Source organism: Flavobacterium buctense (assembly GCF_014486695.1).
Lineage (GTDB): Bacteria > Bacteroidota > Bacteroidia > Flavobacteriales > Flavobacteriaceae > Flavobacterium > Flavobacterium buctense.
Window position 1 is genome coordinate 1 of record NZ_JACTAB010000012.1, and the last position, 22580, is coordinate 22580.

22 protein-coding genes and 1 other RNA gene are annotated in these 22580 nt (G+C 35.8%); 13 read left to right on the top strand and 10 right to left on the bottom strand.

What is annotated here, in order from left to right:
• On the bottom strand, nt 1–1124 hold a 1124-nt coding region (locus tag ICG50_RS12545; RefSeq protein WP_187661250.1), incomplete at its 3' end, for a hypothetical protein.
• A 479-nt stretch (nt 1125–1603) separates the two neighbouring features.
• Between ICG50_RS12545 and ICG50_RS12550 the strand changes: the two genes are divergently transcribed.
• The 3 genes from ICG50_RS12550 to ICG50_RS12560 are packed head-to-tail and all read left to right on the top strand — an operon-like array spanning nt 1604 to nt 5126.
• Nucleotides 1604–2089 (top strand): SixA phosphatase family protein, encoded by a 486-nt coding sequence (locus ICG50_RS12550; RefSeq protein ID WP_187661251.1) that lies wholly within the window; start codon nt 1604–1606, stop codon nt 2087–2089.
• A 2-nt stretch (nt 2090–2091) separates the two neighbouring features.
• Entirely contained in the window at nt 2092–4239 is a 2148-nt protein-coding gene (gene ppk1, locus ICG50_RS12555) for a polyphosphate kinase 1 (RefSeq protein ID WP_187661252.1), read from the top strand.
• Complete coding sequence (locus ICG50_RS12560) at nt 4236–5126, top strand: Ppx/GppA phosphatase family protein (protein ID WP_187661253.1); 891 nt, start codon at nt 4236–4238, stop codon at nt 5124–5126. The genes ppk1 and ICG50_RS12560 overlap by 4 nt, the downstream gene beginning before the upstream one ends.
• On the opposite strand, the gene ICG50_RS12565 is transcribed toward ICG50_RS12560, so the two are convergent.
• On the bottom strand, nt 5123–6895 hold the full coding sequence (locus tag ICG50_RS12565) for a DNA polymerase III subunit gamma/tau (protein WP_187661254.1): 1773 nt from the start codon (nt 6893–6895) through the stop codon (nt 5123–5125). The genes ICG50_RS12560 and ICG50_RS12565 overlap by 4 nt on opposite strands.
• 107 nt (nt 6896–7002) lie before the next feature.
• Here ICG50_RS12565 and rnpB point away from each other — a divergent pair.
• Nucleotides 7003–7308, top strand: an RNA gene (gene rnpB / locus ICG50_RS12570) — RNase P RNA component class A.
• A 38-nt stretch (nt 7309–7346) separates the two neighbouring features.
• Here the strand turns inward: rnpB and ICG50_RS12575 are convergent.
• The 4 genes from ICG50_RS12575 to ICG50_RS12590 all read right to left on the bottom strand — a co-directional run bounded on the left by ICG50_RS12575 (nt 7347) and on the right by ICG50_RS12590 (nt 11035).
• Entirely contained in the window at nt 7347–8033 is a 687-nt protein-coding gene (locus ICG50_RS12575; protein ID WP_187661255.1) for a response regulator transcription factor, read from the bottom strand.
• A 2-nt stretch (nt 8034–8035) separates the two neighbouring features.
• Nucleotides 8036–9394, bottom strand: a complete 1359-nt coding sequence (locus ICG50_RS12580; RefSeq protein ID WP_187661256.1) for an ATP-binding protein — start codon at nt 9392–9394, stop codon at nt 8036–8038.
• Between the two features lie 247 nt (nt 9395–9641).
• The gene (gene rsmD, locus ICG50_RS12585; RefSeq protein WP_187661257.1) at nt 9642–10226 is read right to left on the bottom strand and encodes a 16S rRNA (guanine(966)-N(2))-methyltransferase RsmD; all 585 of its coding nucleotides are present in this window, start codon (nt 10224–10226) and stop codon (nt 9642–9644) included.
• Nucleotides 10223–11035 (bottom strand): DUF3822 family protein, encoded by an 813-nt coding sequence (locus ICG50_RS12590; RefSeq protein ID WP_222940209.1) that lies wholly within the window; start codon nt 11033–11035, stop codon nt 10223–10225. The genes rsmD and ICG50_RS12590 overlap by 4 nt, the downstream gene beginning before the upstream one ends.
• Nucleotides 11036–11095: 60 nt before the next feature.
• On the opposite strand from ICG50_RS12590, the gene ICG50_RS12595 reads away from it, so the two are divergent.
• Together ICG50_RS12595 and ICG50_RS12600 are read left to right on the top strand one after the other, a co-directional pair.
• Complete coding sequence (locus tag ICG50_RS12595) at nt 11096–11344, top strand: hypothetical protein (protein WP_187661275.1); 249 nt, start codon at nt 11096–11098, stop codon at nt 11342–11344.
• Entirely contained in the window at nt 11232–12653 is a 1422-nt protein-coding gene (locus ICG50_RS12600) for an ATP-dependent DNA helicase (RefSeq protein ID WP_187661258.1), read from the top strand. Before ICG50_RS12595 ends, ICG50_RS12600 begins: the two co-directional genes overlap by 113 nt.
• 1 nt (nt 12654) lies before the next feature.
• Here the strand turns inward: ICG50_RS12600 and ICG50_RS12605 are convergent, their stop codons facing one another.
• Nucleotides 12655–13167 carry a hypothetical protein gene (locus ICG50_RS12605; RefSeq protein ID WP_187661259.1) on the bottom strand — a complete coding sequence of 171 codons (513 nt, stop codon included), beginning with the start codon at nt 13165–13167 and terminating at the stop codon, nt 12655–12657.
• Nucleotides 13168–13287: 120 nt separating this feature from the next.
• Here ICG50_RS12605 and kdsB point away from each other — a divergent pair, with 120 nt between their 5' ends.
• Nucleotides 13288–14013 (top strand): 3-deoxy-manno-octulosonate cytidylyltransferase, encoded by a 726-nt coding sequence (kdsB, locus tag ICG50_RS12610; protein ID WP_187661260.1) that lies wholly within the window; start codon nt 13288–13290, stop codon nt 14011–14013.
• Here kdsB and ICG50_RS12615 read toward each other — a convergent pair.
• Nucleotides 14010–14720, bottom strand: coding sequence for a potassium channel family protein (locus ICG50_RS12615; RefSeq protein WP_187661261.1), 711 nt, complete (start codon nt 14718–14720; stop codon nt 14010–14012). The genes kdsB and ICG50_RS12615 overlap by 4 nt on opposite strands.
• The gene (locus tag ICG50_RS12620) at nt 14720–15382 is read right to left on the bottom strand and encodes a spermidine synthase (protein WP_187661262.1); all 663 of its coding nucleotides are present in this window, start codon (nt 15380–15382) and stop codon (nt 14720–14722) included. The genes ICG50_RS12615 and ICG50_RS12620 overlap by 1 nt, the downstream gene beginning before the upstream one ends.
• A gap of 59 nt (nt 15383–15441) precedes the next feature.
• On the opposite strand from ICG50_RS12620, the gene ICG50_RS12625 reads away from it, so the two are divergent.
• From ICG50_RS12625 to ICG50_RS12650, 6 genes are all read left to right on the top strand, one after another.
• Complete coding sequence (locus ICG50_RS12625; protein WP_187661263.1) at nt 15442–15993, top strand: 1-acyl-sn-glycerol-3-phosphate acyltransferase; 552 nt, start codon at nt 15442–15444, stop codon at nt 15991–15993.
• A gap of 63 nt (nt 15994–16056) precedes the next feature.
• Nucleotides 16057–17073, top strand: a complete 1017-nt coding sequence (locus ICG50_RS12630) for a hypothetical protein (protein WP_187661264.1) — start codon at nt 16057–16059, stop codon at nt 17071–17073.
• Nucleotides 17074–17176: 103 nt separating this feature from the next.
• Nucleotides 17177–18319, top strand: a complete 1143-nt coding sequence (locus ICG50_RS12635) for a M14 family metallopeptidase (protein ID WP_187661265.1) — start codon at nt 17177–17179, stop codon at nt 18317–18319.
• A gap of 72 nt (nt 18320–18391) precedes the next feature.
• Nucleotides 18392–18874 carry an Lrp/AsnC family transcriptional regulator gene (locus ICG50_RS12640; protein ID WP_121313528.1) on the top strand — a complete coding sequence of 161 codons (483 nt, stop codon included), beginning with the start codon at nt 18392–18394 and terminating at the stop codon, nt 18872–18874.
• A 77-nt stretch (nt 18875–18951) separates the two neighbouring features.
• Entirely contained in the window at nt 18952–21537 is a 2586-nt protein-coding gene (locus ICG50_RS12645) for a phosphoenolpyruvate carboxylase (RefSeq protein WP_187661266.1), read from the top strand.
• 24 nt (nt 21538–21561) lie between these two features.
• Nucleotides 21562–22083, top strand: coding sequence for a DinB family protein (locus ICG50_RS12650; protein ID WP_187661267.1), 522 nt, complete (start codon nt 21562–21564; stop codon nt 22081–22083).
• 70 nt (nt 22084–22153) lie between these two features.
• Here ICG50_RS12650 and ICG50_RS12655 read toward each other — a convergent pair whose 3' ends face one another.
• Nucleotides 22154–22576, bottom strand: a complete 423-nt coding sequence (locus tag ICG50_RS12655) for a DNA primase (RefSeq protein WP_187661268.1) — start codon at nt 22574–22576, stop codon at nt 22154–22156.
• Nucleotides 22577–22580: the final 4 nt, after the last annotated feature.

The following is a 22580-nucleotide window of genomic DNA, read 5'->3' on the forward strand; positions in this document are numbered from 1 at the left end:
GGCGTAGTTGGAGCTGCATCGATATTTGTACCTACACTTACCAATAACGGAGAAAGTATTTGACAGTACCCGGGAATATTGGAAAAATTATCTCTTACATTAATTGTGTAATTGCCAGGAGCAAGATTGTTCAAAGTTAAAGGAGAGCTGAAGCCTACCCAACCTGAATTATTTATATTATATTCTAATACTGGAGTTAGATTTGAACTTGCAGATTCAAGTCTTATCGATCCATTATTTAATCCACAACTTGAGTTTGTTGCTGTAGCATTTGCAGTAACACCATTTACAATAACATTAAAGTTACAACTAAGAGTGATTACAGGTATGCAACTGTTACATGTGGCGGTGTAATTTACCGGAGTAGTTCCAACAGGGAAAAAATCACCCGGAAGGAAGTTTGAGTTGCTGTAAAAATTTATATCTTCTCCACATGATGTTGAAATCAAAGGTGCATTTATTTGCAATAAATCTATATAATCTCGGTTATTACCGGCACCGATAAATTCATAGAACAATCGATAAATCCCTGCGGGTTGACCAGCTGTAGCAGGATTTACAGTAAATGGATAATTACCAGTGCCATTTATGTTAACCGAGGCTAAAGGTGTCGGAGCACTAGTTCCGTTAGCTAAAATAAGATATACATTACATACAAGCGGAGCACCACTACCATTTGTAATTGTAAAACTACAGTTGATAGGGCTACTGACCATATAAAATGATGGTGTTGTAAAGCTGGGACTAGTTCCCAAAATTCCGGTAGATTGAAAAAGTCTAAGTCTACCTCCACCGGTTCCAATTCTTTGTACATAGTTATAACTCCAACAATTATTAGATGATTCAGGTAAATCAAAATTAGTTGAAAAATCAAAGCCAGTTCCACCTGATGGACATGCTATGCTGAAATCAGGCGGAGTCCAAGTTACTTGGGTACCTAATATGCCTCCACTTATTGCATCAGCACATTCTGGAGGTAAACTTGGAGCAGGACAATTAGCAACTGTAATGTTGCATCCTGTTTGCGCTATACTTTTATTGGAAAATCCAATTAAAGCAATCAGAAACATAAAATAAAGAGGCTTATTATTTCTTTTCTGAAAGAATCGTGTAAAATTTTTCATTTTAATAGCTTTAGATTACTAGATGTAGGGTTTTGTTTCTTAATAAAAAATATTGGTTTTACTTGTTTTAAAAACAGTTTTGCCAGACATTTTTCTTCAATTTTTGACATAGTTTATTTGGGGTATTTGGGGTAATAATTTCATTTTAATATTTGTTTAACAATTCGAAAGTAGATTGTTTTTTTTAATTCACCAAAAAAAATATCGATAAAATGCATTAAAACATAGATAAAGTGCATTTATTAACATAATAATAAAGTAAAAGATTACAAAAATATTATATACTCTCCTTTATGATACTCTGGTAAATGTTTATTAAATAGCATAATCAGTACAAAATTTTTTAACGTCTAAGTCTAGAATAATGAGCTGATTATTTTAATTTTTCTTTCTGATTAAGAAATCAATCAAAATAAACGCAAGCCATAAGCATTAAAAACTTAAATTTATACATTCGAAATATTCAGCAGCTTTTAATCATGAAACAATTACTATTGATCAGACATGCAAAATCCAGTTGGGATGCACCTCTACATGATTTTGACAGACCATTAACCGGGAAAGGTATTCAAGACGCTCATTTGGTTTCAACTCACATCAACTTTCATATTCCAAAAACTTTTTTAGTTTGGAGTAGTGCTGCTAAACGTGCCGCTGAGACCGCTATTATTTTTGCGCAAAATTTATCTTTTCCTATAGAAAGCATCATTTTTAAAGATGATTTATACACTTTTGACGATAGAAAATTGGAACAAATTATCAAATCTTGTCCCAATGATTGCGATCATTTAATTGTTTTCGGACATAATGAGGCTATTACAAATTTTGTCAATAAATTTGGAAACGTTTTTATTGATAATGTTTCAACTTCCGGTTTTGTTAAGATAAATTTTGACAGTTTGAGTTGGAATAACATTGAAAAAGGCATTACCCAAAAAGTTGTTTTCCCCAGAGATTTAAAATAGCTATGAGCACAGAAAATAATTTTCGATATATAGACAGAGAAAAGAGTTGGTTGGCATTCAATGCCAGAGTTTTGCAAGAAGCCGCTGATGAATCCGTACCATTACTAGAAAGACTAAGATTTATCGGAATTTTTTCCAATAATTTAGATGAGTTTTTTAGGGTGCGATTTGCAGCCGTTCGTCGTTTGAGTTTATCCGGTGTTTCCGGAGAAAAGATTTTAGGTGGAATTTCGGCCCAACAACTCGTAAAAGAAATAACAGAAATTACAATCAAACAGCAAGCAGAAAGCTTAAGAGTACTCACTAAAATTGAGGAAGAACTCGTAAAACAAAACATCATTATCATTAATGAGAAAGAGGTTTCTGTTGAACATGAAAACTTTGTCAAAGATTTTTTTATTCAAAAAGTAAGCCCTGAATTGGTTACCATTATCCTTAATGATTTAGCCGAATTCCCACTATTAAAGGATACTTCCGGCTATTTGGCTGTCAAATTAGTCATGAAAGTGGAACAAAAGCCAAAGATGCTTGGACTGGTCAAACCAAAACCTGAGATCAGATATGCCATTATCGAAATTCCGAAAAATACCAACAGAATAGTAGAACTTCCAGCTAAAGATGGCAAACAATATTTGATGTTGTTGGATGATGTTATTCGGTATAACTTGAACAGTATTTTCAATATTTTTGACCACGAAAGTATCTCAGCACACATGATTAAAATCACCCGAGATGCACAATTAGATATTGATAGCGACATGAGTAAAAGTATGCTCGAAAAGATAGCTTCTTCCGTAAAAGATCGAAGAATTGGTGAACCGGTTCGTTTTGTATATGACCAATCTATTGAAAAAGACACGCTAAAATTTTTTCTTAACAAACTCGAAATTGAAAAGTCAGACGGAATTATTCCCGGTGGAAGATACCACAACCGTCGCGACTATATGAACTTCCCAAATCTTGGTAGATTTGATTTGTTATACCAACCTAAAGCGCCACTTCCTGTTGATGGTTTGTCGCTTGAAGGCAGTATTCTAAACAGAATTGCCAAAAAAGATTACTTAGTCAATGCACCGTTTCAGTCGTTTTCTTATCTGATTAAATTCTTGCGTGAAGCCGCTTTAGACCCAAAAGTAACCACCATAAAAATAACTTTATACCGTTTGGCCAAAAACTCTCAAATCGTGAGTTCCTTGATTAATGCCGCCAAAAACGGAAAGAAAGTTACGGTCCAAATTGAACTCCAAGCCCGATTCGACGAAGCCAGCAATATTTCTTATGCCGAACAAATGCAACAAGAGGGCATCGAATTGATTTTTGGAATCAAAGGCTTAAAAGTGCATAGTAAAATTTGCGTCATTGATAGAGTAGAAGAAGGAAAAGTAAAGCGATATGGCTTTATTTCGACCGGAAATTTCAACGAAACTACAGCCAAAATTTATACGGATTTGACTTTGTTTACCAGTCACCAACAGATATTAAAAGACGTTGCTAAAATATTTGATTTCTTTGATGTCAACTATCGAATTCACCGTTACAAACACCTAATTGTTTCGCCACATTACACACGATCAAAGTTTTATAAATTGATAGATAGAGAAATAAATAACGCCATTACCGGTCGACCGGCGTATATCAATTTGAAAATGAACAGTCTGTCGGATTATGCCATGATTGATAAATTATATGAAGCTAGCAATGCTGGAGTAAAGATTAAATTGCAAGTTCGAGGCATTTGTTCTTTAATTCCGGGTGTGAAAGGTATGAGCGAAAATATTGAAGCCATTAGTATTGTAGATTATTTATTAGAACACACCCGTTCGTATATTTTCTGCAATGACGATAATCCGGAAGTATTTATTTCGTCTGCCGATTTTATGACCAGAAATCTTGATGGACGTGTTGAAGTTACCTGTCCGATTTATGACGAAGATATTAAAAAACAGATTATCGATACTTTTGAGGTTGGCTGGAAAGGCAATGTAAAAGCGCGATTCCATTCTGAGAAATTTGAAAATAAATACAGAGTTCGAAAAGAAGGAGAAGCCATCTTTCGTGCCCAATTTGAAACCTACAATTACTATCGAGACCGATTAGATTTTTGTGAAATAAAAACCGCTAAAGCAAGTAATAAGCCTAATAACGAATGATATCCATAAAAAAATATGCAGCCATCGATATTGGTTCCAATGCCATGCGATTGCTCATTACCAATATTGTTGAACAAAAAGACAAAGAAACCCAATTCAATAAAAGTGCTTTGATTCGAGTACCCATTCGTCTCGGGCAAGATGCTTTTACGGTAGGTGAAATTTCAGAAGAAAATATCGATCGTATGGTAGATGCGATGAAAGCCTTCAAATTGTTGATGAAAGTATACAAAGTTGAAAAGTACAAAGCTTGCGCCACTTCAGCCATGCGGGAAGCTTATAACGGGAAAGAAGTGGCCAACATCATTCGGGAAAAATGCGACATCGATATAGATATCATCGACGGAAAAATTGAAGCTACGATTATCGCTTCTTCCGATTTACATAGCTTCCTAAAAACAGACCAAACTTATTTGTACGTTGACGTTGGTGGTGGAAGCACCGAATTCTCCTTGTTTACCAATGGCAAAATGGTCGCGTCCAAATCCTTCAAAATCGGAACCGTTCGCATGCTGAACAATATGGTAAGCGACATCGTTTGGGAAGAAATTGAAAAATGGATTAAATGCAATACCGCCGAATATGAAAATGTGATTCTGATTGGTTCTGGTGGCAACATCAATAAGTTGTTCAAATTGTCAGGCAAGATGCAAGACAAACCGCTGTCTTATTTATACTTAAATTCGCAATACCAATATTTAAACTCATTGACCTACGAACAAAGAATTGCCGAGTTAGCCCTAAACACCGACCGTGCCGACGTAATCATACCGGCAACCAAAGTGTATTTGAACGCTATGAAATGGAGCGGTGCCCGTCAATTGTTTGTGCCAAAAATAGGTTTGGCGGACGGCATTGTAAAAGCGATGTATCAGGAAACGATTTAAACATCCAAATCAAACATCTTTTTCAACACCTCTAAATTCGGGTTGATTTCCACCAAACGATTGTATTTGTCTTGGTTGGTAAAAGCTCTTTTGACCACTAAAGTTTCATTCACTTTTACGTTAATCTGAATATCGTGGTTGTGCAGTTTGCCACGCAAATAACCTAAAAGTTCCGGTTTTTCTTTTTCAAAATCTATTTTCGAACTTTCATTCGGCAATTCGTGAATGATAGTTGTGCCCTCAAGAATCGGGTCGTTTATAGTTAATAACGAAGCCACAATGCGATACCCTTTATCTTCCATACGTTGCGCATATTTCAACCATTGCTCCAGCATTTCTGTTTCGGTAAATGGTTCGCTAGGCAAATGCACCGTTTCTTTCACCACCGATTTTTGCGCTTCGGCCATTTCTTTCTTCGCACGAATACTGGCAAGGGATAAAGCGGAAACTTTGGTTGTAGGTTGCGAATTCGGGGTTGTAGGTTCTACATTGTCAGTTGTCGGTTGTCGGTTGTAGGTTGTCGGTTGAACTACAACTTCTTCTGCCTTCTGAACTATTTCTGCGTTCTGCGTTATGCTTTCTGCTTTCTCAATTATTTCAGTAGTCTCCACACTTCGTACTTCCAACTTCGTACTTTGTACTTCGGCTATAGAATAATCATTCCTGCGATAATACGTCGGTGGAATTATAAAGTCAGCTTTTTTTTTTTCTCCATCAAAAGTGATAGAGCTTATTTGCATCAGCGTGAGTTCAACCAACAAGCGTTGGTTTTGAGAAACTTTGTATTTTAAATCACAATCATTCGCCAAGTCGATTCCTTTCAAAAGAAATTCTTGTGAAGCCTTTTGCGATTGTTGTCCGTAGAGTTGTTGTGCCGCTTCACCCATTTCTAATAAAGAAAGTGTCGCCGGGTTTTTGGCTACCAATAAATCCCTGAAATGCGAAGCCAAGCCGGCAATAAAATGATGTCCGTCAAAACCTTTGGATAAAATATCATTGTATGCCAATAAAACTTCCGGAATTTTATGCTCCAAAATCAAATCGGTCATATTAATATAAGTTTCGTAGTCGAGAACATTTAAATTCTCAGTCACAGCTTGTCTTGTCAAATTATTTCCGCAAAAAGAAACCACACGGTCAAAAATCGACAAAGCATCACGCATTGCACCATCGGCTTTTTGGGCAATAATGTGCAAAGCATCGTCTTCAAAAACTACGCCTTGACTAGTCGCCACTTCTGCCAAATGTTCTTTAGCGTCTTTTACCGTAATGCGTTTGAAGTCAAAAATTTGACAGCGCGATAAGATGGTCGGAATGATTTTGTGTTTTTCGGTCGTGGCCAAAATGAATATGGCGTGCTTAGGCGGTTCTTCCAAGGTCTTCAAAAATGCATTGAAAGCAGCCGAAGACAACATGTGCACCTCGTCAATGATATACACTTTATACTGTCCGGTTTGCGGCGGGATTCTAACTTGGTCAATCAGATTTCGGATATCATCCACCGAGTTGTTCGACGCAGCATCCAATTCAAAGACATTAAAAGCAAAATCTTCAAACGGATCGTCATAACCGGGTTGGTTAATTTTTCTGGCTAAAATACGAGCACAAGTCGTTTTACCAACACCTCTTGGTCCTGTAAACAAAAGGGCAGAAGCCAAGTGATTGTTTTCTATGGCATTGAGCAAAGTATTGGTAATAGCCTGTTGCCCAACAACGTCTTTAAACGTTTGAGGACGATACTTTCGGGCTGATACTACAAATTGTTCCATAGATTTTTACTTGATTACAAATATAGGTTTTGAAATATCAAATATCAAATTTTAAATATTAAATATATCTAATATCTGAAATTTAATATCTAATATTCTACCTTTGCCGCGCAGACCGCCTTATCGTTCCGACTTGTCGGGAAGGAAAGTCCGGACACCACAGAGTAGCATAGCGGGTAACGCCCGTCCGTCGAGAGATGAGGACAAGTGCAACAGAAAGTATGTACAGGTAAGGCTGTAGTGAAACCAGGTAAACTCTATGCGGTGAAATTCCAAGTATATCGGCATTTAAGGGTTACTCGCCCGTTGTCGAAGGGTAGGAAGCTCGAGCCAATGAGCAATTGTTGGCCTAGATAAATGATAAGGGTTCGTTTCGATGAATACAGAATCCGGCTTACAGGTCTGCTTTTTTTAAGTTACTGAGTGGCTGAGTAACTAAGTTTCTAAGTTTTTATTTCACCTTAAACTCCAAACCAATGCTTCTCACACTTTCAATAGCAATATTGGAATCCTCAGCAAAGTATTTTCTAAGCTTACTAATGTAAACATCCATACTTCTTCCGGAGAAATAGTCATCGGTTTTCCAAACGGCTTGTAATATTTGGTCGCGTTTGAGTAATTGGTTTTTATTTTGGAATAAATAAGTAATCAAAGCAGCGTCTCTTTCGGTAAGCTGCTGGACTTTGGTTCCTAATTTCAATTCTAATCTATAAGTATGAAAAATGTATTTCCCAATTTGAAGTTCATTGGCATTAGGTTTACTAAAGGTATCTTTTGAACTTCTTTTTAAGATATTGTTCAATCTTAAAACCAATTCGTCAGCTTCAAAAGGTTTGATGATATAATCATCGGCACCGAGTTTTAATCCTTTGATTTTGTCTTCGCTTTGGTTTCGGGCGGTTAAGAATAAAAACGGAGTGTCAGGATTGTAATTGACGCATTTTTCGGCTAAAGTAAAGCCATCCATTTTAGGCATCATTACATCAAAAATACAAATATTAAAAGTTTCTTTTTGGAATACTTTCCAAGCTTCTTGTCCATCTTTCGCCCAATGAACTTCAAATTGATGCATCTCCAAATATTGTTTCAACACATGAGCAAAATCAATATCGTCTTCGGCTAAAAGTACTTTTTTCATAACTAAACAGCTGGAATACTAATGGTGAACGCAGCGCCTTTACCCAAATCACTCACGACTTTTACAGATCCTTGGTGCGCTTTGATAATTTGGTCAACATAATAAAGTCCGAGTCCGAGCCCTTTGGTGTTATGGAGATTGCCTTGTTCGACACGGTAGAATTTTTCAAAAAGTAATGTTTGTTTGGTTTTAGCAATGCCAATGCCATCATCTTGAATGCTAATCTGAAACATATCGTTTTCTTGAGAAGTGACGATGGTTATATTTTGGCAACCATATTTAACGGCATTCTCCAAAACATTGTTAAGGGCAGTCGTTAAATGAAATTTATCTAAATTTAAAACAGTATCATTTGAATTAAAGTCATGGAATATTCGAACATTCGGATAGGCCAAATTAAAATCAGCAATAATAGTCTGCAATAAAGTATTCGTTTTTACCTTTTCTTTTTGCAATTCAATTTCTTCAAAACCCAATGAATTACTCATTACTTGGTCGATGATGTTTTGCAAACGTACATTTTGACGATTAACCGTATCAAGCACTGTATTAAAAACGGCTTCGTTTTCTTTTACATCTTCACGCGATAACATTTTAGTCGAAACGCTTAAAGTTGTTAAAGGCGTTTTCAACTCGTGAGTGATATTGTTGATGAAATCGGTTTTGACATCGCTTACTTTTTTTTGTTGGATTAAGGCTTTGATGGCGATTACAAAAAGCGTTACTAAAACCAAAATCGATAGAATAGACAGAATCAATATCGTCGACATTCGGCCAAGAATGATTTGTTCCCAATTGGCTACCGAAACATACAAGCAATCTTCGGTCAATAATTTGTAGTTGTCATTTTTAAAACCGCTGGTTGTGCCAACGTAATTCCGAACCATAAAAGCGTCGTCTAAAGAAGCCAAGTTGCCATAAACGGCATTTTGAATCGATGGTTTTTCAGAAAAGATAGTATCGGTTTTTGCCGCGTTGTCAAAAACGATGAACTTATTGACTACAACCGCAAAAGTGACTTCGTTGTTTTTAAATTCTTTGCTGAGTTTCTGACGTAAGCGTTTGGTCAAAACATCTTTATATTCATTGGCTAATAAATCGGCTTTGATCTGGTTGCGATAGTTTTTGTCTTTGATGAATTTTTCAGCGGTATTTTTATAAAGAATTTCTTTTTTAAAGAAAATGCTCGAATCAAGGTCGGTGTAATTGTTGGTAATGTTTCCGATTTTGTCTTTGACTTCTGTGCGAAATTGTTCCACTTTATAATCATAAGTAGTCTTAACCAAATAGACTTGAATAGCGCAAAGCACCAGTAATACTAAGGTAGACAACCCAATTAATAAATTTATTTTTTGTTTCACAAGATTAAAATGATTTTTCAAAATTAAGAGAATTATGGTCAAATAAAACTTTTAACCGTGCATTAACCTCCAATTAACTTTCGGTACCAATAAATAGCAACATTTTTGGAGTCAATAAAAACCATAAAAATGTACAAAATCACTCTTTTGTTAGCTTTATTGATCGCTCAATCGGTTTTGGGATAAAATCAAGCAATCAGCCTTTGTAGAAAAAATATTGATGAAAATTCGGGAAGGATTAAGTAAACTAGCTTTCGTCTTCGTCTTCAATATCGTCTGATTCTTCATCATCGCCCTCAAATTCGAAGAAAGTAAATACAGAACCGCCATAGTTTTTTTGGAACGAATAATTCGCCATGTGTTCTAATTTGGTGTATTTTGAATGTTCAACGACTAACATGCCTTCATCATCCAATAATTCTCTTTCAAAAATCAGTTCGATGATTGTTTCAAATTCTTTTTGAGACATGCCATAAGGCGGATCGGCAAAAATGATGTCGTAGTTGCCTTTGTGTTTTTCTAAAAACTTGAACACATCGCTTTTAATGGCCGTAATGTCAAAGTCGAATTCCTTAGCGGTTTTTTTGATGAAATTCACACAACCCATATCGCCGTCAATACACAATATAGGCGAACAACCACGTGAAGCAAACTCATAACTGATACTTCCCGTACCGGCAAAAAGTTCTAATATTTTTAGTTCAGAAAAGTTGAAATGGTTGTTCAGCACGTTGAAAAGCGCTTCTTTACTCATATCTGTAGTCGGACGAACAGGTAGGTTTTTCGGCGGTGCTATTCTACGGCCTTTGTATTTGCCCGAGATGATTCTCATGAATGTAATAGGATAAAGTGCTCGCGGTTTTCAGTTTCGGTGAATTGATTTTGCATCGAACTCACCTCAAACAAAGAAACGTTGCGCACATATTTATAGGCGATATCGTAAAGCGCATCGCCTTCGGTAATTTTGCCTAACAATTCTAATTTAAAATGCTCCGGATTCAAATGCAGTTGTTCCGCAGTGAATAGAATGTAGTAAATGAAATCTTCCGGTGTTTTATAATCAAATGTATTGAAAAGTTGCAGTTTCTGGTTTTGCAAAATTACAATTTCAAAATGACTGTCGCTGACATGCACAAACATTTTACGTTCTTCATTGTTTCTCGACACTTCAAGTAATTTTTGAACCAAAATACTATTGGCATGCTTGTAATCAAAAGTCCCGAATTGGTCAATAAAATAATTGTTCATATTCACATACGGAATGTAAACGTTGTTCATTTCGTAGTTTGCCAATTCGTCAAACGCAAAAAAATCGGTTTCAAAAACTTTGGTATTGAATTGCAAATAACTGCCTAAATATTCCTCGTCAAATAAAGCTGTCGGAACAAACGTTGACAAATTATTGCTGTGCACAATCACTATATCGTCATAACCGGCTTTGAGTTCGGGATTCATTTGAAAAGCTTCGCCAAACAAGTCTTCAATTTTAGAAGTCACATTGACTTTGCCCATCGAAATATTTTTTAATACCAACGGTTTGTTAAGAATAGTATCAAACGTCACAAATGACAAACCATTCAAGGAAACCTGAATCGCTAGTTTTCGATAAGTTTTGTCTGTAACGCTGGTGTTTTGATACATAATGCTTCGGTTGAAACGAACTTGGCAAACTTACGAAAATCAAGTTCAATATCAATGTCAATGTCAAAAATCAATGACAATATCAAAAAGCAATGGCGAAAATCAATATCAATGTTAGAATTGTTTATTGCCATTGTCATTGTCATTGCCATTGAAAATCCTATATTTGGAATCCAATCATTCAGCATAAATCCAAATGACTTCCAGCCAGTTTTACAGTCTTTTACGCCAACAGTTTCCGTTTCAGCCGACTGTAAAACAGGACATTTTTTTCCAACAGATTGCCGTTTTTTTGACCAATACCAATAAAGAAGAAATCTTTGTTCTAAAAGGTTACGCCGGAACCGGAAAAACCACAGTCATTTCAACCATTGTCAATAATTTAATCGAAGTCAATAAAAAATATGTGTTGTTAGCGCCAACCGGTCGTGCAGCCAAAGTCATAGCTAATTATTCCAACAAATCGGCATTTACGATTCACAAGAAAATTTACTTTCCCAAAAAAGCAAGTGGTGGAGGCGTGAGTTTTACAATGCAAACCAACAAACACAAAAACACTATTTTTATAGTCGATGAATCGTCGATGATTTCAGATGTGAATACCGAAGCGAAGTTGTATGAAAACGGTTCTTTGCTCGATGATTTGATGTCCTACGTTTATAACGGAGACAATTGCAAACTGATTCTTTTAGGCGATACAGCTCAGTTGCCACCGGTGCAATTGGATGTGAGTCCGGCACTCGATACCAATGCCTTGTCGATGCATTACAACAAAGAAGTTTTCTCAATTGAACTCGACGAAGTCATGCGTCAAGAAGAAAAATCGGGGATTTTATTTAATGCCACCGAATTGCGAGAGATTTTGAAAAGCAGTTTTGTGGATACGTTTCAGTTTAACTTAAAAGGTTTCAAGGATATCGTTCGTTTGACCGATGGTTTCGATATTCAAGATGCGATTCAAAGTGCTTACAGCAATTACAGTATTGAAGACACTTGTTTCATAGTTCGTTCCAATAAAAGAGCGAACCAATACAATCAGCAAATCCGAACCCGAATTCTCGACAAAGAAAGCGAACTTTCGGTAGGCGATTATTTGATGGTGGTGAAGAACAATTATTTTTGGCTAAAAGAAACCGATGAAGCCGGATTTATTGCCAATGGCGATATAGTTGAAGTTCTGGAGATTTTCAGTTTCAAAGAACTGTACGGATTTAATTTCGCCAAAGTAAAAATCAGAATGGTCGATTACCCAAACCAGAAGCCATTTGAAACCATAGTTTTATTGGATACCATTACTAGTGAATCGCCTTCATTGACCTACGAAGAAAGCAATCGTTTGTACCAAGAAGTAATGAAAGACTACGAAGGAGAACCGCAATACCGCAAATTCCTTAAGGTAAAAAACAACGAATATTTCAACGCGCTTCAAGTAAAATTCTCTTACGCCATTACTTGCCACAAATCTCAAGGCGGACAGTGGAATACAGTCTTTATCGAACAACCTTATTTACCCAACGGCATTGATGTGGATTATGTAAGATGGTTGTACACGGCCGTTACTCGTGCGAAAGATAAGTTGTATTTGATTGGGTTTAAAGATGAGAGTTTTGAGGAATAGTTTATGTTTTTAATTCAAATTCATCTCTTGATGGAATGGATTTAAGTGTTTCTTTAAGTTCTTTTTCTTTACCCAAAATTATAATCGATTCCTCAATGAGTTCAAAAATTTTATAATAATCTTCAACTTCAAAACTTGACAAGAAATTTTTATAGTCATGATCTAAATGAGCATAGAATTTATCTCGTGTATCAGTAATTGATTTTATTTGTATATTAAAATCTTCTAGTTTTAGTAAATGATTTATAGATTCGACTGAATTGTGGTTTTTCAAAAGTTGAAAAATACTGTCTCCAGTATTCCGACTAAATTTAATTATTTTTGATAGTTCAATATGTAAATCTTTCAAAAGAAGATATCTTAAATAATATAGAAGTTCATTATTATCAGCATACTTTCTAATTTCAGGTTTTGATGTTTTAAGATGTAAGTTGTTTAAATAACACCAAGCTTCCCAACTTTTTCTTGAGTTAAAATAATTTTTTAAAAGTCTGTCAAGAGTCTCTTTTTCCATCAAGTTATAAATATCCTTGAAGTAAATATACAACTTTATATACAAAATATTTTACTTGTTATTTTTCAAAACTTACTACCTTAGCACCTCAGAACCTTAGCGCCTTAGCACCTTAAAAAAATGAAAATCATCGCCGTTATTCCAGCCCGTTATGCCTCCACCCGTTTTCCTGCCAAATTGATGCAGGATTTAGGCGGAAAAACTGTTATTCTTCGCACTTATGAAGCGGCAGTCAATACCGGTTTGTTTCAAGATGTTTTTGTCGTAACTGACTCGATTCTAATTTATGATGAAATCATCAACAACGGTGGAAAAGCCATCATGAGTGTCAAAGAACATGAAAGCGGCAGCGACCGAATTGCTGAAGCAGTAGAAAATTTAGACGTTGATATAGTGGTAAATGTACAAGGTGACGAACCGTTTATCAACAAAGAACCATTAGCCAAAGTCGTTGAAGTTTTCCGCAATGATTTTGAAAAGAAAGTTGATTTGGCCTCGCTAATGTTTGAAATCACTGACCAAGACGAAATCAACAATCCGAATAATGTGAAAGTGGTAACTGACCAAAATGGTTTTGCCTTATACTTTTCGCGCTCGGTAATTCCGTATCCGCGTGAAACTAATGTTGGTGTTCGTTATATGAAACACATTGGGATTTATGCCTTCCGCAAAGAAGCGTTGTTGGCTTTCTATCATTTGCCGATGAAATCTTTAGAAGCTTCCGAGAAATTGGAACAATTGCGTTATTTGGAATTTGGCAAAAGAATTAAAATGGTCGAAACCACCCATGTCGGCATTGGCATTGACACACCGGAAGATTTAGAAAAAGCGAGAAAAATGCTTTAGATGTCTTGGTTCTCGTTGTCAAAATACCCTTTTGATTTGACTTTTGTTGAAAAGAAATTCAGAAACAAAATTACAAATGACAAGAAAAACATGGCTTGTACTGAAGCTAAAAACTTTCCAAAAGTGGTCACCGGATAATAATCTCCATAGCCAATCGTATTCGAAGTCATTAGACTGAAATATATCGCATCAGACCAATGTCCGAACGGAATATTAGTATTGTTGCCCAAAGTGTAAAATACTCCAAACGCAATGACGACTTCTAAATAGTTGAAAAACAGCAATAACATAGAGCGTTTGTATGATCGTGGACTCGAAAACAAATCTGACGCAAATATCAATGTTGGTATATAGAGTATGGTTTCTAAAATGAGATAGACCAAAATAGTAATCAGGTAGGGTTTATTTTGTAAATCATTCACCAAAATCAACATCGGAAAGGCTACTTTCAGTAATATGTAAATATCCATGGCTAAATCTTTGTAAGCATAGCCAATTTTACCGGCTAGTGTTTTTACATAAATACCCGGAAATAATAATTGAGAAATGGAAAGGAACAATCGGAATATTTTTTCAATTCCGTTGTCGTCCTGATGGTCGTTGTTCCAAATGGATTTAATATTAAGTATTCTTCTTTCAATTGGATTGTACTTGGGTTTGAAGTCTTCCGATACTTTTCCTATCAGTAATTTTTTTAAGAATCCCATTAGTTTAGTTTTTTGATGGTAAACAATTCGTTGTGCGTTTCCACTTTAGGATACATTCGCAGGGAATAATTACCGCCGAATTTATTTTTGTAAACCAAATTTCGTTCTTCGTCTTTTTTAGTAATCACCATGGTGTTAAACAATATAAACCCATTAGTTTGGAGCAAAGCATTAATTCGGTTGATAAAAAAATCCTCAAACAAAAAATTAGGCATCGTCGTGTCTTGAAAAATATCAATGATAATTAAATCGTATTGGATTTTCGTTTTTAAAACAAATTCAAAAGCGTCATCAATCACGATTTCCAAATTAGGAATGGTATCGAGTTTGAAATATTTGTTGGCAATATCAACAATGCTCGGGTCAATTTCTACACCGGTAATTTTGCCATTGAATTTGATTTCATCGGTCAACGTTCGGATAACGCTTCCGCCGGCAACACCAAGAACTAAAATGCTGTCAAATTTCTTGATGCGTTCAAATCCGATATACTTCAAGCCTTTGCGCAAAATTCTTTGCAAACTGCCATAGGAATAATTAGTGTTTTTACTATCGAGAACCAATTGGCCGTTGTTCCAAGTAACTTCCAATGTTTTGCTCACACCTGAGTTTTTCTTGTGAATGTTAATCGGAACAAAATAGCTGAAGAGTCTTCGAAGCATTGGAAAATATTTTTCTCAAAAATAAGAGATTAATGTTAAATTTACGCAAAATAAAGCCGATGAAAGCGACACTATACAAATTTATTTTTTTTCGATTATTGGGATGGAAACTATTGGGAACCATAAACCCTGAAATCAAAAAATGTGTCATGATGGTCATGCCGCATACTTGTAATTTTGACTTCTTTATAGGGTTGTTTTGCCGCGGTATTATTGGGTTAGAAATGAATTTTGTAGGCAAGAAAGAATTGTTCACTTTTCCTTTTGGTTATTATTTCAGAAGTATCGGTGGCGCGCCGTTAGACAGAAGCGGCGGAAAGAATAATGTTGACGCTACGGTTGAAGTTTTCAATTCCCGCGAAGTTTTCAGAATGGCGATTGCTCCTGAAGGTACGCGTAAAAAAGTCACCCAACTCAAAACAGGGTTCTATTACATTGCTTACAAGGCGAATGTTCCCATCATTCCAATTGCTTTTGATTATGCCAAAAAAGAAGTCAGAATTGGCCAACCGATATCGCTTTCGGGCAATTATAATGAAGATATGAAAATTATTTTACCCCATTTTAAAGGCGCACAAGGCAAATTTCCTGAAAAACAATTCCAAGTGTAAAACCAAACTGTTTTTTTTCACGTACGTAGTTTAAGTCAATAATCAACAATAAAACTATTTACAATGAAAAAAACAATTTTTACCTTAGCCTTATTGTCTGTCGTGATGGTGTCATGTTCAGATGATTCAAAAAATGCCATGAACCAAGAGCGTTCAGCCAACAAAGAATTCACCCTTTTTACCACCAGTAACACCACCGGAAAAGTATCGGTTACCGATTTAAACGAGTCCATGCCTACAACTTATAGCTTTTCAGTAGCTTCTACAGATGCTGACGGTGCTTATTATTTTGACGACAGCGATGAACTTATTTTGGCTTCCCGAAGCAACAACAGAGTAGAAGGTTATGCTGCGGTTTATGATGCTGTGGCTGCTAATGCGGCTACTTTACCTTTGAGTTACAACAGCACTTCCGATTTTACCAATGCTAGAGAAATAGCGGTTTCCGGCGATAAAGTGGTGGTAACGCAAGACCAAAGTGCGGCGAATGGAAATACCAACAAATTAATAGTTTACCAAAAAACAGCTTCAGGGTTTACTTTATTAAACAGTTATACCGTGAATTTTAAAACTTGGGGCATTCATTTAGAAGGTGACACTTTATATGCTGTTGCTGATTTAACCGGTGATTTGTTGTCGTTTGAAAACTTCTTTGCCAATACTGATGGTGCCATTTTGCCAACCAAAAGAGTAACTGTAGAAGGATTGGTAAGAACCCACGGAATCACTTATGTTAAAAGAAGCAATACTATGGTACTAACAGACGTTGGCTTAGCTACGTCAGATTCTGATGGAGGAATTATTGTGCTTAAAGGATTTACGGAATTGTTTGCGGCTACGCCAAATATGGGAATGATTGCAATGAACAAACAAATCAGAATCTATGGTGCCGCTACTTTTTTAGGTAATCCAGTAGATGTGGCTTATGATCATTTTACCAAAACCATTTTCGTAGCCGAAAGATTAAACGGTGGTGGTAAAGTATTGACTTTTGATTTACCGAATTCAAATGTAAATGCAGCGCCGGCAAGTTCAAGACCTGAACCGGGCGTAAGTAGTGTTTACCTTTTTAGAGAATAATGTTGTTTAGGTTATAATTGGTTAGAAAACCTTCGGTGCTCAAGTATCGAAGGTTTTTTTATGGAGTTGAATTTGGAGTTTTCTTTTTGCTTAAATTTGGCGCATGAATTATTTACACCTGCATCAGCAATACAAGGCCGAAAGTCTTTTCGGAAGATATATTACTTTACTGCATATTGAACCTATCTTGTCTGACTATCCAACAACCATAGTTGGACATTCAGTTTTAGGGAAACCTATCTACCAACTTTTAGTAGGTTCAGGAAAAACCAAAATCTTTATGTGGTCGCAAATGCACGGCAACGAAAGCACTACGACCAAAGCTTTATTCGATTTTATTAATTTTCTCCTTTCCGATACTAAAGAAAGTCAGGCGATTTTAAATTCGTTTACTTTTTGTTTGTTACCCATGCTAAACCCGGATGGAGCCGAATTATATACTCGTGAAAACGCTAATGGCATTGACTTAAACCGTGACGCTCAAGATTTATCCCAACCGGAAAGCCAAGTCTTGCGACAAGTTTTTGAAAATTTCCAACCTGATTTTTGCTATAATTTGCACGATCAACGTACTATATACGGAGTTGCGGATTCGGGCAAGCCTGCGACAGTTTCGTTTTTGGCTCCGGCTTATAATGAGAATAGAGACATTAATGTTGTCCGAACTAAAGCCATGAGCGTTATTGTTGCTATGAATGAAACTTTACAAACTTTGATTCCCAATCAAGTCGGAAGATTTGATGATTCCTTCAATTTTAATTGTGTTGGAGATACCTTTCAGTATTTAAAAGTGCCAACCATTTTATTTGAAGCCGGGCATTTTCCAGAAGATTATGAGCGCGAAGAGACTAGAAAATACATTTTTATAGCCTTACTATCCGGAATTCAATATTTATACGAAAACGATGTAGTTAGCAATAAAAACGAGGATTATTTAAAAATTCCGCAAAATAAAGTCGTTTTTTATGATTTTGTTTATAAAAATGTTAAAATAAATTATGATGATAAAGAAAAAATTATCAATTTTGCAGCGCAATACAATGAAGTTCTTAATAAAGGTAAAGTTACTTTTGAAGCAAGAATAGCTCAAATAGACAATTTAGATAATTATTTCGGTCACAAGATACTAGACGCCAAAGGCGAGGTATATCATGATAACGATACTGATTTTCCGAATATCGAACAAAATGCTGACTTTTATTTAGGAAAGAATATAAAAATCGTTAATGGCTTGATAAATAATTAACAGTTAACTTTTTTTATTGAAAAAAATGTATTTTTTTTGTGTAGTTTTTTAAATAAACCAATAAATAGTTTTATGAGTAAGTTTCGCTTAGATGAAGTAGACCACCAAATCTTGGATATGTTGATTGACAACACCAGAATTCCATTCACTGATATCGCTAAAAAATTATTAATTTCTGCAGGAACAGTTCACGTAAGAGTTAAGAAAATGGAAGATTCAGGAATCATTATGGGTTCGTCACTGTCTTTGGATTATGAAAAATTAGGGTATTCTTTTATCGCTTATGTTGGAGTATTCTTAAACAACACTTCACAAACTAAATTCGTTTTAGAAAGAATCAACGAAATTCCATATGTGACTGTGGCTCATGTAACTACAGGTAAATTCAACATCTTCTGTAAAATCAGAGCTAAAGATACCAAACACGCGAAAGATGTAATCTTTATGATTGATGACATCGAAGGCGTTTACAGAACAGAAACGATGATTTCACTAGAAGAAAGTATCAATGATAAAAAACGTTTGATGCACACCATCTTCCAAGAGTTAGACTAGTCAGAACCAAAAATAATTTAAGACCTCAAGTGAAAGCTTGAGGTTTTTTTATTAATTTAAGCCAAAATTCCCGCGCCATGTACACCTTACCCAAAATTGAGCGTTTTAACCAAAATGTATTGTCAAAGTACCACATTTACAATAGTGTTTTTATTACGCTACCGTTTGATGCTATTGACAATACCGGTGTTTTGTTGCCTTTGTTCTCCGAAGTTTGTGACAATGGTTTTAAAAACAATTGGTCGCCTAAACAAATTGTCGATTTCTTTGCCGACAAGTATTTGGACCAAGCGACCGAAGACCAAAAGATAGATTTGATGTTTCGTTTTATTCAGTATGTTGAGCGTCAAATTGTTTTGTTTGATGCCATTGAAGATGCTGCTTTTCCGATAGTGAATAATTTGGAAGGTCGAGGTTCATTGAGAGATATCAAAGAAAAGACTGAAGCCAAAGACAAGCGCAAGGAACTGATTGATTTTTTGGAAAATTTTAATGTGCGTACTGTTTTAACCGCACATCCAACACAGTTTTATCCCGGTTCGGTACTTGGGATTATCACCGATTTGACCGAAGCGGTTCGCGTTAATGATTTGATTAAAATCAAGCAATTGTTGGCCCAACTCGGGAAAACACCTTTTATCAAAAAAGAAAAACCATCTCCTTTTGACGAAGCGGTTAGCTTGATTTGGTACCTCGAAAATGTATTTTACCAAACGATAGGCGAGATGATGCAGTATTTACAAAAGAACATCTTTGAAGGCAATATTATTGAGAATCCAATTGTCAATTTAGGCTTTTGGCCTGGTGGCGACCGAGACGGAAATCCATTCGTAACACCTGAAATTACTGAGAATGTTGCCAAGCGTTTGCGAACTTCAATACTTAAATGTTACTATTTTGACATTCGAAATCTGAAACGAAAACTGACTTTCAATGAAGTGGATAAAATTATAGCGAGTTTAGAATACAAGCTTTATCGCTCCGTATTTTATTCACAAGGCGAAGTGTTTATTTCTTTGGAAGAATTGAAAAACGAATTAAATATTATCAAGCAAATTATTATTGACAAACACCAATCGCTTTATTTGGATGAAATCAATTTGCTGTTGCAAAAAATCACGCAGTTTGGTTTTCACTTTGCGTCGTTGGACATTCGCCAAAACAGTAAAATTCACAATCAAGTTTTTGATGATATAGTTTCGGTGCTAAAAAAAGAGAAGGAATTGTATTTTCCGGATGATTTTGAGGCCATGACTGAAGCGGATAAAATGGAAGTGGTGTCTAAATTAAAGTTTGATTTTAGCAATCATTTCTTTGAAAATGAGTTGACGCGTTCTACTTTAGATACCATTAAATTGATGCGGGAAATCCAAAATGACAATGGTGAAAAAGGGTGTAATCGATACATCATCAGCAATAATGAAAGTGCCTTAAATGTGATGGAAACCTTTGCGATGTTCCGACTTTTGAATTGGGAAAACCCAACGGTAGATATTATTCCGTTATTTGAATCGGTTGATGATTTGCAAAATGCTCATGAAATTATGGAGCAATTGTATCAAAATACCATCTATAGAAATCATTTAAAAGAACGAAAAGACAAGCAAACCGTAATGTTGGGTTTCTCTGACGGAACGAAAGATGGCGGTTATTTGATGGCGAATTGGAGTATTTTCAAAGCCAAAGAAATGATTACCAAGATCTCCCGCGAATACGGAATCAAGGTTATTTTCTTCGATGGTCGTGGCGGTCCGCCGGCGCGTGGTGGTGGCAAAACACACAAGTTTTATGCTTCTTTGGGTTCAACCATTGAAAACCAAGCGATACAGGTTACAGTGCAAGGCCAAACGATTAGTTCTAATTTTGGAACATTAGATTCTTGTCGGTATAATTTAGAAAACCTTTTGAGTGCCGGAGTCGCTAATCAGATATTTAACAAAGACGAAAACAATTTGTCAGAATCGGAAAAAGCGATTATAGATTCTTTGGCGGAATTGGGTTTCCAAAAATACATCGACTTTAAAAATCATCCGAAGTTTATTCCGTATTTGGAACAAATGAGTACGTTGAAATATTATTCCAAAGCCAATATTGGTAGCCGACCTTCTAAACGCAATACAGATGATAAATTAAATTTCGCCGATTTGCGTGCGATTCCGTTTGTAAGTTCGTGGAGCCAATTAAAACAAAACGTTCCCGGATTTTTTGGCGTTGGCACTGCGCTGAAATATTTTGAAACTAACCATCGTTGGGAAGAAGTACAAGACTTATACAACAACTCTTTATTCTTTAGGACATTGTTAGAAAATAGCATGATGTCGTTGGCCAAATGTTATTTTCCGTTGACAGCTTACATGAAGAATGATATGGAGTTTGGTGCTTTTTGGCAAATCATTTTCGACGAATTTCAGGAAACCAAACGCTTGCTTTTAAAAATTGCCGGTCATACAGAACTGATGCAAAATTATCCCGATGGTAAAGCTTCAATCGCTATGCGAGAGCAAATTGTTCTGCCTTTATTGACGATTCAACAATATGCATCCTCACAAATTAATGCCTTGAAAAAGCAAACTTCCTTTGATGAGAAATTGGTGGCGACTTATGAAAAATTAGTCACACGATCGTTGTTTGGGAATACTAATGCTAGTCGGAATTCGGCTTAAACCGATTAATTTAATATCATTTTCATGAAGAAATCACAACTCCACACCGATGAATATGCCGCTTATTATGGCACTTATATCGATACAGTTACCGAAGAATACAACTTAATCGAAGAACTCGAAATTTCGGTTCATCGCATGGTGAAATTTGTTCAAAACATTCCAATGGATAAATTTGATTACCGTTACGCCGAAGGCAAATGGACGATTAAAGATATTTTGTTGCACCTCATTGATGCCGAAAGAATTTTTGCTTACAGAGCGTTGCGTTTTGCCCGAAAGGACGAAACACCTTTGGCCAGTTTTGATGAAAATACTTATGTAGACGAAGCACATGCTAACAATAGAAGCATACAAGATTTATTGAGTGAAATGTTGGTGGTAAGACAAGCGACATTAGCATTATACAAATCTTTTTCAGAGGAACAGTTATTGTGTAAAGGCATCGCTTCAAATAATCCTATGTCGGTAAGAGCTTTAGGCTTTACGATTATTGGGCATCAAAATCACCATCAGCGTATATTTCAAGAGCGATATTTAGATTAAAAGAAAAATCCCAAATTCACATTTGAACTTGGGATTTTTTTTATTTCGTAATTTCTAATTCATAATTCTATTACTCTTCGTCGTCTTCATCATCAAGATTGTTGTCTGAATCTTCATAATCTTCTTCGTCATCATCATCGTCTGCATCATCAGTACCACCGCCGTCTTTTAGTAAATCGACTTCTTCATCGTCTTCATCAGCAGTGATGGCATCTTCATCATCATCCAAGCCTTTAATTGGTTCAATAGGTTCGATTACAGAATCTAAGTCGTCTTCTTCGTCAAATTTTTCCATACGACTAGCCAGTTTCGTACTTACTTTAACCAAGTAAATAGTATCTTCTGTTCGTACTTCAACCGCTTCAATCAACTCATTTTGAGCATTTCTGAAACGAATAATGTCGGTGTCGTCATAACCTTCAGGAAACTTTTCTACTAATAAATTTAGAATGTCTCCGGTTAGTTTGGCATAGTCTACAATAATTCTTCTCATAAAA